Source organism: Phenylobacterium sp. (assembly GCF_036263695.1).
Lineage (GTDB): Bacteria > Pseudomonadota > Alphaproteobacteria > Caulobacterales > Caulobacteraceae > Phenylobacterium.
In genome coordinates this window covers 1-12,878 of sequence record NZ_DATAGM010000300.1, presented here as the reverse complement: position 1 = coordinate 12,878, position 12,878 = coordinate 1, and the positions used below count along the sequence as shown (strand labels likewise).

The following is a 12,878-nucleotide window of genomic DNA, read 5'->3' as shown; positions in this document are numbered from 1 at the left end:
GCGCGGGTGCACGACTGGGCCATTCCGCAACGGGAGTACGACCGGCAGCTCGCTCGCCGCGGCCGGCTATACGCTTACGAGGCGCTGGCGCCGGTCACGACCGCGCTGGTGGTCGTCGATATGGTGCCGTTCTTCACGCGCGAGAGCCCCTACTGCCGCGGCGTCATTCCCAACATCAATGCGCTGGCGACGGCGTTGCGTTCGGCCGGGGGGACCATCGCCTGGGTGCTGCCCTCCGCAGACGCCCGCTCCGCCGCCCATGCGGCCGAGTTCTTCGGCCCGGCGGTGGCGAAGCTGTATGCCGCTTCCGGGGGCGAAGGCGCCTTGCCGAGCCGGTTGGCCCCGGAACTGGAGAGTCTTCCCGACGACCTGTTCGTCGAGAAGACCGCCGCCAGCGCCTTCTTCCCCGGCCGCTCGGACCTGCACGAGCGGCTGCAGGCGCTGGGGGTCGACACGGTGATCGTCACCGGCACGGTGACCAACGTCTGCTGCGAAGGCACGGCCCGCGACGCCAGCACGCTCGGGTACCGGGTGATCATGGCGGCCGACGGGTGCGCGACCGTCAACGACGCCATGCATAACGCGACCCTGACGACGGTCTACCGCTCGTTCGGCGACGTACGAACCACAGCGGAGATCCTAGCTTTTCTCAGTTGAGGAGATAGGCCGCGACGAAGACGCCTCCTGATCAACGCACCAGACTCCCGCCCATCGCGCCTCTGTGCTATAGTCCCACCTAAATACCAGAAAAGGTGGAGGAAATTCGATGGCGGACTTTGGCGGTCCTGATCTCGAGGCGTTCCGGGTCGAGGCCCGCCAGTGGCTGGACGCCAATTTCCCGAAGAGCCTTCGCGGCGCTGACGACATGACGCCCGGCGAGGGTCCGGCCTCGGAGACCGAAGACCGCAAGCGGTGGAAGCAGGCGATGGCCGAGAAGGGGTGGGGCACGCCCACCTGGCCGCGGCAGTACGGCGGGGCCGAGCTTTCCGGGCCCGAGGCGGTGGTGCTGGCCGATGAGATGAACCGGATCGGGGCCTACAACCCGATGGCCGGCATGGGCGTGTCGATGATCGGGCCGACCCTGCTGGAATACGGCACGGAGGACCAGAAGCAGCGCCACCTGCCGCCGATCGTGCGCGGCGAGATCCGCTGGTGCCAGGGCTATTCGGAGCCGGGCGCCGGCTCCGACCTCGCCTCGCTCCAGACCCGCTGCGAAGACGCGGGCGACCACTGGCGGATCAACGGCCAGAAGATCTGGACCTCCGGCGCGCAGTACGCCGACTGGTGCTTCTGCCTGGTGCGCACGGACACGACGAAGAAGCACGAGGGCATCAGCTTCGTGCTGATCAACATGCACCAGCCCGGCGTGGAAGTTCGCCCGATCAAGCTGATCGCCGGCCACTCGCCCTTCTGCGAGACCTTCTTCACCGACGCCCGGGCCGAGAAGAACGACATGGTCGGGCCGCTGAACGGCGGCTGGACCGTCGGAAAGCGGCTGCTGCAGTTCGAGCGCTCCGGCTCTTCGCGCCCGCGCGGTGAGGCCGGCCCGACGCCGGCCGAGCTCGCCAAGCAGTACGTCGGCGTGGACGAGAAGGGCCGCATCGCCGACGTCGACCTTCGCAGCCGGATCGCCGCCAACGACATCGACCGGCACGCCTTCGTGCTGACGCAGTACCGGGCCATCGCTGAGGCCAAGGGCAACCAGAGCCCGTCGGCCGCCACCTCGATCATGAAGAACGCCAACACCGTCATCACCCAGCAGCGCCAGGAGCTGACCATCGAGCTGATGGGCTATCACGGACTGGGCTGGGACGGCGACGACTTCAGCGAACTGGAGCGGAGCACAGTTCGGAGTTGGCTGAGCGGCAAGGCCACGACTATCTTCGCCGGGTCCTACGAAGTACAGAACAACATCATTTCGAAGCGGATCCTGGGGCTTCCCGACACCACCCAGTCCAACTGACCATCCGGCCCATTTGGCCGGGCAACGAACAAGAGATTTTGGAGGATTTCCCATATGGCCGATTTCGGCGGCACTGATTTGGACGCCTTCCGCGCCGAGGCGCGGGCCTGGCTCGAAGAGAATTTCCCGAAGTCCCTCCGCGGCGAGGACACCTACGGGCAAGAGGGCCCGGCCACCGAGACCGAGGACCGCAAGCGCTGGAAGCAGGCGATGGCGGACAAGGGCTGGGGCGCACCCACCTGGCCCAAGCAGTACGGCGGCGGCGGTCTCACGGGGCCGGAATCGCGCGTGCTGCAGCAGGAGATGAACCGCATCGGCGCCTACAACCCGGTGGCGGGCATGGGCACCTCGATGTTCGGCCCGACTCTGCTCGAGTACGGCACCGAGGAGCAGAAGCAGCGCCATATCCCGCCGATCGTGCGCGGCGAGCTGCGCTGGTGCCAGGGCTATTCCGAGCCGGGCGCCGGCTCCGACCTGGCCAGCCTGCAGACCAAGTGCGAGGACGCTGGCGACCACTGGGTGGTCAACGGCCAGAAGATCTGGACGTCGGGCGCGCAATACGCCGACTGGTGCTTCTGCCTGGTCCGCACCGACAACACCAAGAAGCATGAGGGCATCAGCTTCGTGCTGATCAACATGCACCAGCCCGGCGTCGAAGTGCGGCCGATCAAGCTGATCGCCGGCTCCTCGCCGTTCTGCGAGACCTTCTTCACCAACGCCCGCGTCGAGAAGAACGACATGGTCGGCCCGCTGCATGGCGGCTGGACCGTCGCCAAGCGGCTGCTGCAGCACGAGCGCTCGGGCCAGAGCGGCGGTCGGATGACCGGAGGCCAAGCCTCCGTCGCCGACATCGCCAAGAAGTACGTCGGCACGGACGAGAAGGGCCGCATCGCTGACCTGGATCTGCGCAGCCGTATCGCCGCCCACATGATCGACGCCAAGGCCCACAGCCTGACGCTCGCCCGCGCGGTGGCCGAGGCCAAGGGCAACCTGAACCCCAACGCCACCACCTCGGTGATGAAGAACTCCGGCACCCAGATCGGCCAGATGCGGTCCGAGTTGCTGGTGGAGATCATGGGTCACCAGGGCCTGGGCTGGGAGGGCGACGACTTCACCAAGGAAGAGCTGTCGACCGTGCGTCAGTGGCTCTCCGGCAAGGCGACGACGATCTTCGGCGGCTCCCAGGAGATCCAGAGCAACATCATCACCAAGCGGATCCTCGGCCTGCCCGAGTTGACGCAGAAGCAGTAGCGCCCGCTCCGGCCCGGCCGCTCCCCACTCTGCCGCAACGGCAGGCTGGAGCGGCCGGCTTGGCCGGTGTAACTGGGTGTTTTCGATTGAGACTTTTCAGGAGCTATTGATGGCCGACTTCGGCGGCAGCGATCTCGAGGCCCTTCGCAAGGAAGCGCGCGAATGGTTCGAGGCCAATTTCCCCCAATCCCTGCGGGGCAAGCCCAACCCCGCGATGCGCGAAGAGCGCGTCGAGCCCACGCCTGACCAGGACCTGTGGCGCCAGCGGATGGGCGAAAAGGGCTGGGGCGTTCCCACCTGGCCCAAGCAGTACGGCGGCGGCGGCCTGACCCCGGCCGAGGCGCGTGTCGTCCAGCAGGAGATGATGCGCATCGGCGCCTACAACCCCATCGGGGGCATGGGCGTGATGATGTTCGGCCCGACGCTGCTCGAGTACGGCAACGAAGAACAGAAGCAGCGCCACATTCCGCCGATCGTGCGCGGCGAGATCGCCTGGTGCCAGGGCTTCTCCGAGCCGGGCGCCGGCTCCGACCTGGCCTCGCTGCAGACCCGCGCCGAGGACAAGGGCGACCACTTTCTGGTCAACGGCCAGAAGATCTGGACCTCCGGCGCCCAATGGGCCGACTGGTGCTTCTGCCTGGTGCGCACCGACACGACGAAGAAGCACGAGGGCATTTCCTTCGTCCTCTTCGACATGAAGACGCCCGGCGTCGAAGTCCGCCCGATCAAGCTGATCGCCGGCTCCAGCCCCTTCTGCGAAACCTTCCTCACCGACGTGAAGGTGCCGAAGGAAAACCTGGTCGGTCCGCTGAACGGCGGCTGGACCATCGCCAAGCGCCTGCTGCAGCACGAGCGCAACAGCCTTTCGGGCGCCGGACCCGGCGGCGGCGGCATGGGCGGCCGGGGTCTGGCCAAGCTGGCCAAGGAATATGTCGGCGTGGACGAGAAGGGCCGGATCGCGGACGTCGATCTGCGCACCCGCATCGCCATCAACGACATGGACATGCGCGCCTTCCAGCAGACCGCCATGCGCGCGATGCTGGAGGCCCGCTCCAACCAGGGTCCCACCGCCGCGACCTCGATCATGAAGAACGCCGGCACCAAGACCCTGCAGGATCGCGCCGAACTGACCCTCGAGATCATGGGTCACCAGGGCCTCGGCTGGGAAGGCGACGCCTTCACTCAGGAGGAGCTGGCCGCGGTGCGGAACTGGCTGTTCGGCAAGGCCACCACGATCTACGGTGGCTCCCAAGAAGTGCAGAACAACATCATTTCCAAGCGGATCCTGGGTCTGCCGGATCTCACCCAACACAATTAAGCGACGCGACGATTTAAGAGAGGAAAGACGAGAAAATGGCGGTCCTGTCTGAAGAACAGAGCATGCTGCGCGACGCGGCCAAGAGCTGGGTCCAGGAAAAGAGCCCGGTCACGGCGTTCCGGAAGATGCGCGACAGCGGCGTCGAGCTTGGCTACGACGCCAACGCCTGGAACGAGATGGCCGAGATGGGCTGGGCCGGGGTGATCATCCCGGAAGAGTATGGCGGATCCAACTTCGGCTACCTGTCGATGGGCCTGATCCTCGAGGAGCTCGGCCGCACCCTGACCGCCTCCCCGCTGCTGGCCTCCGGCCTCGGCGCGGCGAGCGCCCTGGTGCTGGGCGGCACGGAAGAGCAGAAGTCCAACTGGCTGCCGAAAATCGCGGCCGGTGAAGCGGTGGGCACGCTGGCGGTCGACGAAGGCGCCCACCACGCGCCGGAGAAGGTCGCCCTGAAGGCCGAGAAGAGCGGCGACGGCTACACCCTGAACGGCACGAAGACCTTCGTGCTCGAAGGCCTGGCCGCCAACGTCTACATCGTCTCGGCCCGCACCAGCGGCGCCCCGGGCGAGGCCAACGGCATCACCCTGTTCGTGGTGCCCGCGGACGCGGCCGGCATCTCGAAGAAGCGCCTGTCGCTGGCCGACAGCCGCGGCGCGGCCAACGTCACCTTCGAAAACGTCAAGGTCGGCGCCGACGCCGTCCTGGGCGAAGAAGGTAACGGCTACCCGCTGCTCGAGAAGGTGCTCGACCGGGCCCGCGCGGGCCTGGCCGCCGAAATGCTCGGCTCGGCCGTCCAGGCCTTCGAGGTCACCCTCGAGTACCTGAAGACCCGGGTTCAGTTCGGCCAGGTGATCGGCTCCTTCCAGGCGCTGCAGCACCGCGCGGCCAAGATGTTCACCGACCTCGAGCTGTCCCGCTCGGCCGTCGAAGCCGCCCTCCAGGCCATCGACGCCGACACCCCGGACGTGCCCGAGCTGGTGAGCCTGGCCAAGGCCAAGATGGGCGACACCTTCCACCTGGTGTCGAACGAAATGGTCCAGATGCATGGCGGCATCGGCATGACCGACGCCCACGACGCCGGCTTCTACCTGAAGCGGGCCCGAGCCGCGGAAGCGGCCTTCGGCAACCAGGCCTATCACCGCGACCGCTACGCGCGGATCAATGGCTACTGAGCCGCATCGGCCGGCCTGAGCGCCGGACCGACGGCTGTGTTTCAAGAGCCCCTCCGGCGCGAGCCGGAGGGGTTTCTCTTTGGGGCTCAGAACAGCTCGGGATGGGCCGCCTTCAGGCGGGCGCCGAGGCGGCGCGAACCGGCCAGGGTCAAGTGGCCGGAGTCGAAGTAGAGGTAGTCGCCATCCGGCGAGAGGATGTGGCAGGCGAGCTCCGCCCCGCACTGGGCGTCCAGGACGCTGACGTAGCGGACGCCGGGGAAGGCCTGCTCGGCGAAGAAGGCCTTGAGCTTGCGGTCGCGCTCGACCCTGGCGAGATCCTGATGGCCCGCCGCAAAGCCGTTGATGCCCGAGACGCTGACGTGGCGGCGTCCCTGGGCCGCCTTGGAGATCGCCAGCACGTCGTCGGTGAACGTCATCTTCGGCCCGAACACGACAATCGGGGCGGCAGTCACGCGACGGAGCTTTCGGATCATCTCCGCCAAGCCCTGCAGGTCGTCCCTGGCCCAATGGTCGTGCAGCAGGACCAGGTCCGCCTGCTGCAGGGCGTTGCTGCGCAGGACCGCCTCCAGCCGCTCCGCGCAGAGGGCGGCGTTTGCGGGCTCCACCGGATTGTGCCCGAAGTTCACGCACAGCTGGGTGGTGCCGAGCAGCTTCACCTCGCCGGGATAACCGTTCTCGGTCAGGGCGTAGGCGAGGTCGTAGGCGTGGGAGTTGCCGACGATCAGCGTCCGCCGAGCCGCCTCGTTGGCGGAGAACGTCGCCTTGGCCGCCGGCAGATCGCGCCAGTAGCGGGCCCGTTCGGCCAGCAACTCCTCCTGCGTCAGCAGCGCATAAGGGAAGCGGGCGGGAACGCCGTCCCTCAGGTGGATCGCCGCGGGCGCGGCGATCAGCAGGGCGGCGAGCAGGCCCCCCACCGCGACGGCCGGCGCCTCGCGCCTGGCCAGCCGCAGCCGGAACCCGCGCTCGAACAGGGCCCAGCTGATCCAGCCCAGAAGCAGCGAGCCGGCCACCACGCCGGCCATCACGGCTGGGGTGAACTCCACCCGCGAATAGCGCAGGAAGCTGACCAGCGGCCAATGCCACAGATAGACCGAGTAGGAGATCCGTCCGACGAACACGAGGGGCGCGGCGGAGAGGCCCATGCTGACCCAGTTGCGGCCCAGCCCCCCGGCGCCGATCAGCAGGGCCGCGCCGAGGCACGGCGCCAGGGCGAAAAGGCCCGGGAAGGGGGAGCCGGCGTCCAGCCAGAGCGCGGAGCTCAGCACCAGCGCGAGCCCGCCGACGCCCGCCGCGGCCGCGAGCCCGGGCCGGTCCCCTGCCCTAGCGCGCCCGAACACCAGGAACAGCAGGGCGCCCACCAGGAATTCGCCGGCCCGCTGGGGCAGCAGGAAATAAGCGGCTGAGGAGCCCTGCGCGACGCCGTATTGCGCCAGGATGAAGGACGCCGCGGTCAGCCCGAGGATCACACCCAGCCGCAGCCGCCCCGACTTCAGCTTCATCAGCAGCAGCAGGGCGGCCGGCCAGATGAGGTAGAACTGCTCCTCCAGCGACAGCGACCACACGTGCAGCAGCGGCAGCGAGGCCGCGTCTGGCGAGAAGTAGCCGCCCGAGGTCTGCCAGAAGTAGACGTTGGCCCCCAGCGCGACGGCGCTGAGGACGCTCTGCGCCAGGCCGCTGTAGTCGCTGGGGATCAACAGCCACCAGCCGGCGATCAGCACCGCCAGCATCATCGCATAGAGCGCCGGCAGCAGCCGCTCGGCGCGCCGCACGTAGAAGGTCCGCAGCGAGAACTCGCCCCGCTCACGCTGGACGGCGATCAGGGCGGTGATCAGGAAGCCGGAGATGACGCAGAACACGTCCACGCCGACGAAGCCGCCCGACACCAGCGCAAACCCGGCGTGGTTCAGCACCACCAGCATCACCGCCAGCGCGCGCAGCCCGTCGATGTCCGGCCGGTAGTCCAGCGTCCGGACCCGCGGGTCCGTCCCGCCGGCCCCGCCTGCCGCCGCAGCTGCGCCCAATTCCGGCTCCCGGTTCTTCACCCCTTCAGGAGACTGCCTTAGCCGACTCGCCGGCTTGGCGCCTCAGTCGACGCGGAAGCGCATCAGGCACCGAACGCCCTCTGGCGGGAACTCATGGCGGACCTCCGAGCCCGGCAGGCCGGCGAGCGCGCCGGCGACCAGCGGCGAGCCGAGCCCCGGCTTCTGCGGCGGCGTCACCGGCGGGCCGCCGTGCTCCTGCCACAGCAGCTCCACCCACCCGCGGCTGATGGTCCAACGCACCTCGACCACCCCCTCGGGAACCGACAGGGCGCCGTACTTCAGCGCGTTTGTGGCCAGCTCGTGCAGCGCCAGGGTCAGGGACACGGCGGCCGACGCCGGCAGCGTCACGTGCCGCCCCGGCCGGATCCTCAGCCCCGGCTGCCGGAAGGGCGACAGCGCGCTCATCACCACCTCGCGCAGCGGCACCGGCCCGCCCGCGGCGTCGGTCACCAGCGACTGCGCCGCCGCCAGCACCCGCAACCGGTCGGTGAAGGCCGTCTCGAACGCGTCCATGTCCCCGGCCTCGCGCAGGGTCACGCGCATCAGCCCCTGGATCAGGGCCAGGACGTTGCTGCCGCGGTGCTCGAGCTCGCGCACCACCAGGCGCAGCTGGTGCTCGGCTTCGACCCGGCGGGTCACGTCCCGGAACGACACCGCCAGGCGCTCGCCGTCGATCGCCACGGCGGCGTTGCGGAACCAGTGCACCGCGCCGTTGGTCTCGAACCGGGTGATGGTCTCGTGCCGTCCCTGTTCGGACAGGATGCGGGCGAAGCGCGGGAAGATGTCCGGGTGGTCCCTGTGGTCCCCCAGCGCATCCAGCAGGCGGGTCCCGTCCGGATCCGTGTTCGGCGTGCCTCGCCACTCGCGCGCGACGCGGTTGGCGAACTCGACGCTGAAGTCGGCGACCCGGCCGCCCGGATCGCGGACCGCCTTGAGGATCATGAAGCCGTCGAGGGCGGCCTCCTGGGAAATGCGGAACTTGGTTTCGCTCTCGGCCAGGGCGGCCTCGGCCTGCTTGCGGGCGGTGATCTCATCGACGCTCACCAGCAGCGCGCCCACGCCGCCCTGGCGGTCCGGCATCGGACTGACGTTGGCGACCCAGGTGCGCACCTCGTTGCGCAGCCGCGACCAGGCCGAGAACTCGAGGTCTCGAATGGGCCGCCCGCTGGCGATGACGCTCGCAAAGATCGGCTCCGCGGCCTCGGCGACGGCGCGGTTCACCACCTCGTCCAGGCGCCGGCCCGGATGGTCGGCGGCCGGCACCCCGTCGATCTCGGCCAGCCGGTCGTTGCAGCGCACGTAGCGCAGGTTGCGGTCGAGCAGCGCCAGCCCCACCGGTGCGGTCCGGTAGATGGCCTCCAACTCGGCGAGCCGGGCCTCCTCCTGCAGCCGCGCCTCGGTGACGTTGCGGAACCAAACAGCGATGCCTGTGGCGGTGGGAAACACCTTGTAGGCGACCCGCCGCTCCGGCCAGACGGTCGAGGGCGTCTCCAGCTGCTCGGGCTCGCCGCCCTCCATCACGCGGGTCAGGGCGGCCTCCAGCCCTGTCCCGCGCACCTGTGGGAAACAGGAGAAGAGATGGCGGCCCAGAACCTCCGACCGGCTGACCTGGAAATAGGCCTCGGCCGCGGTGTTGAACCGAACGAGCCGCCACTCCCGATCGACGGCGTAGAGGCCGTCTTCGCTCGCGTCGATCAGCTCGTGGCAATCCTCCGCCGGCGGCGCAGCCGGCTTCGCCGGCGCGGAGCGTCGACCTTGGATGCTCTGGCGGCGCGCAGCCTCCATTTTGCCCACCTCGACCCCGCCGCTCCGGCGGACCAAGGGGGCCCGCCGAGCGCCGGCAGGCTACGCCGCGATTTGGCGTAAGCCGCAGAAGTCGGAACGCTTTCGAGGCTTGGCCGGTCTCAGCCGCAGGCGACGCTCACGGCGACGTGAAAGCGTTGGCCGACCCTACTCGCCCAGCGGCACACCCGCCTCACGGCCGAGCTCGTCGAACTTGGCAGCATCCATGTGTTTGCCCAGGGCCTCGAACCCCGCCGAGACGTCGGGGTGGTTCATCAGCTGCTGCATGGCGACCCGTCCCAGCAGTTGGAAGGCTGACTCGATCGAGGTCGCACGCTCATACTTCAGCGCCACGACAGTCTCTGCGCGGCAGTCCTCGGTCAGCAGCCGCGTCACAAGTTCGCTGGCTTTGCGGTTGGAGGCCTCCAGCTGCTCCGGCGTAAAGTTGGAGAACGGCTTCACCTTGGGGTGCCGGCTCATAGCCGAGAACACCCAGAGCACCAGGTCCGACTGGTCGGCCTCGGTGGCTTTCCTGACCAGGCATTTGCCCAGGTCGTCGCTGTAGACGCCCGCGCGGGCCTCGGCCGCGGTCGCCGCCAAGGCGAGCGCCAGCATCATGGCAGATAGTTTGCGCACCATATCCCCCCGGGTTCAGCCCGCGCCAGCCTAGCCAGCCGGGCTTCCCCAGGCAAACGGCGCCGCTTGCCGCAGCCTCCAGCAGCGCTAAGCTCACAGGCTCGTGAAGCTGGGAGGCCGAGATGCCGCAATGGACGCGCTACGGCCCTGTCGCCGCCGGGCTCCTGGCGCTGATCTCCGCCGCCTGCGCGCCGAGCCTGGGCGCCTACCGGTTCGAGCGCGTGGACATGGTGGCGCGAGGCGCCATCGATGCGCCGGCCGACTTCGAGCCGAAGACGGCGCCGCATCCGGCCTATCTGCGGGTCCACTTCTCGTCCGAGGCCAACCTCAACACCCTGGCCGAGACGCGGGAGGCGATCGAGGCGCGCGCCGACCTCTGCCCGTTCAAGAACCCGCAGGGCGTGGCGGTGCTGGGGCCCTACGCCGTGGGTCAGGCGCTGGCGATCCGGGCCCGCACGCCCGAGGGCGGGGCCGCGCCGGGGCTCGCCCGGGTGCTGGAGCGGGACGAGAACGGCCGCTACGCCTACACCGCCTACGTCGTGCCGGCCCGCAGCGGCGGCACGGACAAGGCCTATGACCTCACCGCCGAGCCGCGCGACCTTTGCCTGGCGCTGGAAGCCCCCCGCACCTCGGGCAAGCCCGAGCGCTCCAACGTCTTCGTCGCGCCGGCCGCGGCGATCCGGGCGGCGCTCGGGCGATAGCGCCCCGCCTCGCGATATGTTATCAACGATCACCTAAGCCTGACGCCGAACACGGCGCAGGGGGCCGATGGCCAAGAACGACCGCCGCCATCTCGGGAGGAAGAGCTGATGACCGCCACGACCACCGCTGCGCCAGCCGCGACCAGGACCGAGCACTTCGACGTGCTGATCGTCGGCGCCGGCGTCTCTGGCGTTGGCGCGGCCTACCACCTGAAGGACCAGATGCCGGGGACCAGCTTCGTGGTTCTGGACGCGCTGGACAGCTTCGGCGGCACCTGGTGGACCCACAAGTATCCGGGCATCCGCTCAGACAGCGACCTCTACACCTTCGGTTACCGCTTCAAGCCCTGGCTGGGCGATCCTATCGCCACGGGCGACAAGATCCTGGCCTACATGGGCGAGGTGATCGAGGAGAACGACCTCAGCCGCCACATCCGCTACCGCCACAAGATCACCGACGCCAGCTGGGACAGCGCGACCAGCCTGTGGACCGTCGAAGGCGTGCGCACCGACACCGATGAGCCGGTGCGGTTCACCACGGGCTTCCTGTGGATGTGCCAGGGCTACTACAAGCACGACCAGGGCTACACGCCCGAGTGGCCCGGCATGGCCGACTTCAAGGGCGAGATCGTCCACCCCCAGACCTGGCCGCAGGACATCGAGCTGAAGGGTAAGAAGGTGGTGGTGATCGGCTCGGGCGCGACGGCCGCGACCCTGGTGCCGTCGATCGCCAACGAGGTCGCCCACGTGACCATGCTGCAGCGCTCGCCGACCTACTTCACGCCCGGCCGCAACGCCGACGAGTTGGCCGACACTTTGCGGGCGCTGCAGATCGACCCCACCTGGATCCACGAGATCGTCCGCCGCCAGCGGCTGCACATGGGCGCCCTCTTCACCAAGCGCGCCTTCACCGAGCCAGAGGCGGTTCGCAAGGAACTGCTGGGCATGGTGAAGGCTTCGCTGCCCGAAGGCTTCGATGTGGAGAAGCACTTCACGCCCAAGTACCTGCCCTGGCGCCAGCGCATCGCCTTCGTGCCGGACGGGGACCTGTTCAAAGGCATCCGCGAGGGCAAGGCCTCCGTCGTCACCGACGAGATCGACCGCTTCGTCGAGGGCGGCATCCTGCTGAAGTCCGGCGAGACGCTGGAGGCCGACATCGTGGTCGCGGCCACCGGCTTCAACATGTGCGTGCTCGGCGACATCGCCTTCCAAGTGGACGGCAAGCCGGTCGACTTCGCCAAGACGGTGACCTGGCGCGGGATGATGTTCACCGGCGTGCCGAACATGGTCTGGGTGTTCGGCTACTTCCGGGCCAGTTGGACGCTGCGCGCCGACCTGCTGGGCGACTTCGTCTGCCGGCTGCTCAAGCACATGAAGGCCAAGGGGGTGACCAAGGTCACCACCGAGCTGCGGCCCGAGGAGCAGGATATGGAGCTGCTGCCGTGGATGGACCCGGACAGCTTCAACCCGGGCTATCTCATGCGCGCCATGCACCTGATGCCCAAGCGCGGCGCCAGCCCCGAGTGGCAGCACACCCAGGACTACATGCGCGAAAAGGACGAGCTGCCGGCCATCGACCTGGACGACAGCGTCTTCCACTACGCCAAGGCCAAGGTCGGGGCGCCGACCCGCGAGCCGACGCCCGCGTGATGCGGGCGAGGTTGGGCGCGCCCCTCAGCTGAGCTAGTCTCAGGAGGGCATGCCCCAGCCGCAGAACAGCGGAAGCGACTTCGACGACGCGGACGTCGCCCGCGCCTATGCGAACCGGCCCCCGTATCCGCCGGCGCTGATCGCGGCGCTCGCGGAGCTGGCCACAGGCCGCGGCCGGGCCCTCGACCTCGGCTGCGGCCCCGGCAAGCTCGCCATTCCGCTGGCCGACTGCTTCCAGGAGGTGTGGGCCGTCGACCTCTCCGCGCCGATGATCGCGGCCGGACGGGCGGCGGACGCCGGCGCCCACGCGGGCCTGCGCTGGATCCACGGGCGCACCGAGGACCTCGACGCGCCCGACGCCGG

The 12,878-nt window shown here is 69.0% G+C and carries 11 protein-coding genes; 8 read left to right on the top strand and 3 right to left on the bottom strand.

What is annotated here, in order from left to right:
• From VHK87_RS12160 to VHK87_RS12140, 5 genes are all read left to right on the top strand, one after another.
• Positions 1–657, top strand: a 657-nt coding sequence (locus tag VHK87_RS12160) for an isochorismatase family cysteine hydrolase (protein WP_329635159.1), incomplete at its 5' end; no start/stop codon positions are given.
• Positions 658–766: 109 nt separating this feature from the next.
• Complete coding sequence (locus VHK87_RS12155) at positions 767–1,963, top strand: acyl-CoA dehydrogenase family protein (RefSeq protein ID WP_329635158.1); 1,197 nt, start codon at positions 767–769, stop codon at positions 1,961–1,963.
• Between the two features lie 54 nt (positions 1,964–2,017).
• Entirely contained in the window at positions 2,018–3,214 is a 1,197-nt protein-coding gene (locus VHK87_RS12150; RefSeq protein ID WP_329635157.1) for an acyl-CoA dehydrogenase family protein, read from the top strand.
• A gap of 109 nt (positions 3,215–3,323) precedes the next feature.
• Entirely contained in the window at positions 3,324–4,532 is a 1,209-nt protein-coding gene (locus tag VHK87_RS12145; RefSeq protein WP_329635156.1) for an acyl-CoA dehydrogenase family protein, read from the top strand.
• A gap of 35 nt (positions 4,533–4,567) precedes the next feature.
• Entirely contained in the window at positions 4,568–5,704 is a 1,137-nt protein-coding gene (locus VHK87_RS12140; RefSeq protein ID WP_329635155.1) for an acyl-CoA dehydrogenase family protein, read from the top strand.
• A gap of 86 nt (positions 5,705–5,790) precedes the next feature.
• Here VHK87_RS12140 and VHK87_RS12135 read toward each other — a convergent pair whose 3' ends face one another.
• From VHK87_RS12135 to VHK87_RS12125, 3 genes are all read right to left on the bottom strand, one after another.
• On the bottom strand, positions 5,791–7,725 hold the full coding sequence (locus VHK87_RS12135) for an acyltransferase family protein (RefSeq protein ID WP_329635154.1): 1,935 nt from the start codon (positions 7,723–7,725) through the stop codon (positions 5,791–5,793).
• Positions 7,726–7,788: 63 nt separating this feature from the next.
• On the bottom strand, positions 7,789–9,531 hold the full coding sequence (locus tag VHK87_RS12130; protein ID WP_329635153.1) for a sensor histidine kinase: 1,743 nt from the start codon (positions 9,529–9,531) through the stop codon (positions 7,789–7,791).
• Between the two features lie 165 nt (positions 9,532–9,696).
• The gene (locus tag VHK87_RS12125; RefSeq protein WP_329635152.1) at positions 9,697–10,164 is read right to left on the bottom strand and encodes a hypothetical protein; all 468 of its coding nucleotides are present in this window, start codon (positions 10,162–10,164) and stop codon (positions 9,697–9,699) included.
• A gap of 122 nt (positions 10,165–10,286) precedes the next feature.
• Here VHK87_RS12125 and VHK87_RS12120 point away from each other — a divergent pair, with 122 nt between their 5' ends.
• From VHK87_RS12120 to VHK87_RS12110, 3 genes are all read left to right on the top strand, one after another.
• Complete coding sequence (locus VHK87_RS12120) at positions 10,287–10,865, top strand: hypothetical protein (RefSeq protein WP_329635151.1); 579 nt, start codon at positions 10,287–10,289, stop codon at positions 10,863–10,865.
• Positions 10,866–10,973: 108 nt separating this feature from the next.
• Positions 10,974–12,515, top strand: coding sequence for an NAD(P)/FAD-dependent oxidoreductase (locus VHK87_RS12115; protein ID WP_329635150.1), 1,542 nt, complete (start codon positions 10,974–10,976; stop codon positions 12,513–12,515).
• Positions 12,516–12,564: 49 nt separating this feature from the next.
• Positions 12,565–12,878, top strand: a 314-nt coding sequence (locus VHK87_RS12110) for a class I SAM-dependent methyltransferase (protein WP_329635149.1), incomplete at its 3' end; no start/stop codon positions are given.

What these genes read in the sequence shown, in the direction of transcription:
- VHK87_RS12155 (WP_329635158.1), top strand. Translation starts at nt 767, where the DNA reads ATGGCGGACTTTGGCGGTCCTGATCTCGAGGCGTTCCGGGTCGAGGCC.
- VHK87_RS12150 (WP_329635157.1), top strand. Translation starts at nt 2,018, where the DNA reads ATGGCCGATTTCGGCGGCACTGATTTGGACGCCTTCCGCGCCGAGGCG.
- VHK87_RS12145 (WP_329635156.1), top strand. Translation starts at nt 3,324, where the DNA reads ATGGCCGACTTCGGCGGCAGCGATCTCGAGGCCCTTCGCAAGGAAGCG.
- VHK87_RS12140 (WP_329635155.1), top strand. Translation starts at nt 4,568, where the DNA reads ATGGCGGTCCTGTCTGAAGAACAGAGCATGCTGCGCGACGCGGCCAAG.
- VHK87_RS12130 (WP_329635153.1), bottom strand. Translation starts at nt 9,531, where the DNA reads ATGGAGGCTGCGCGCCGCCAGAGCATCCAAGGTCGACGCTCCGCGCCG.
- VHK87_RS12120 (WP_329635151.1), top strand. Translation starts at nt 10,287, where the DNA reads ATGCCGCAATGGACGCGCTACGGCCCTGTCGCCGCCGGGCTCCTGGCG.
- VHK87_RS12115 (WP_329635150.1), top strand. Translation starts at nt 10,974, where the DNA reads ATGACCGCCACGACCACCGCTGCGCCAGCCGCGACCAGGACCGAGCAC.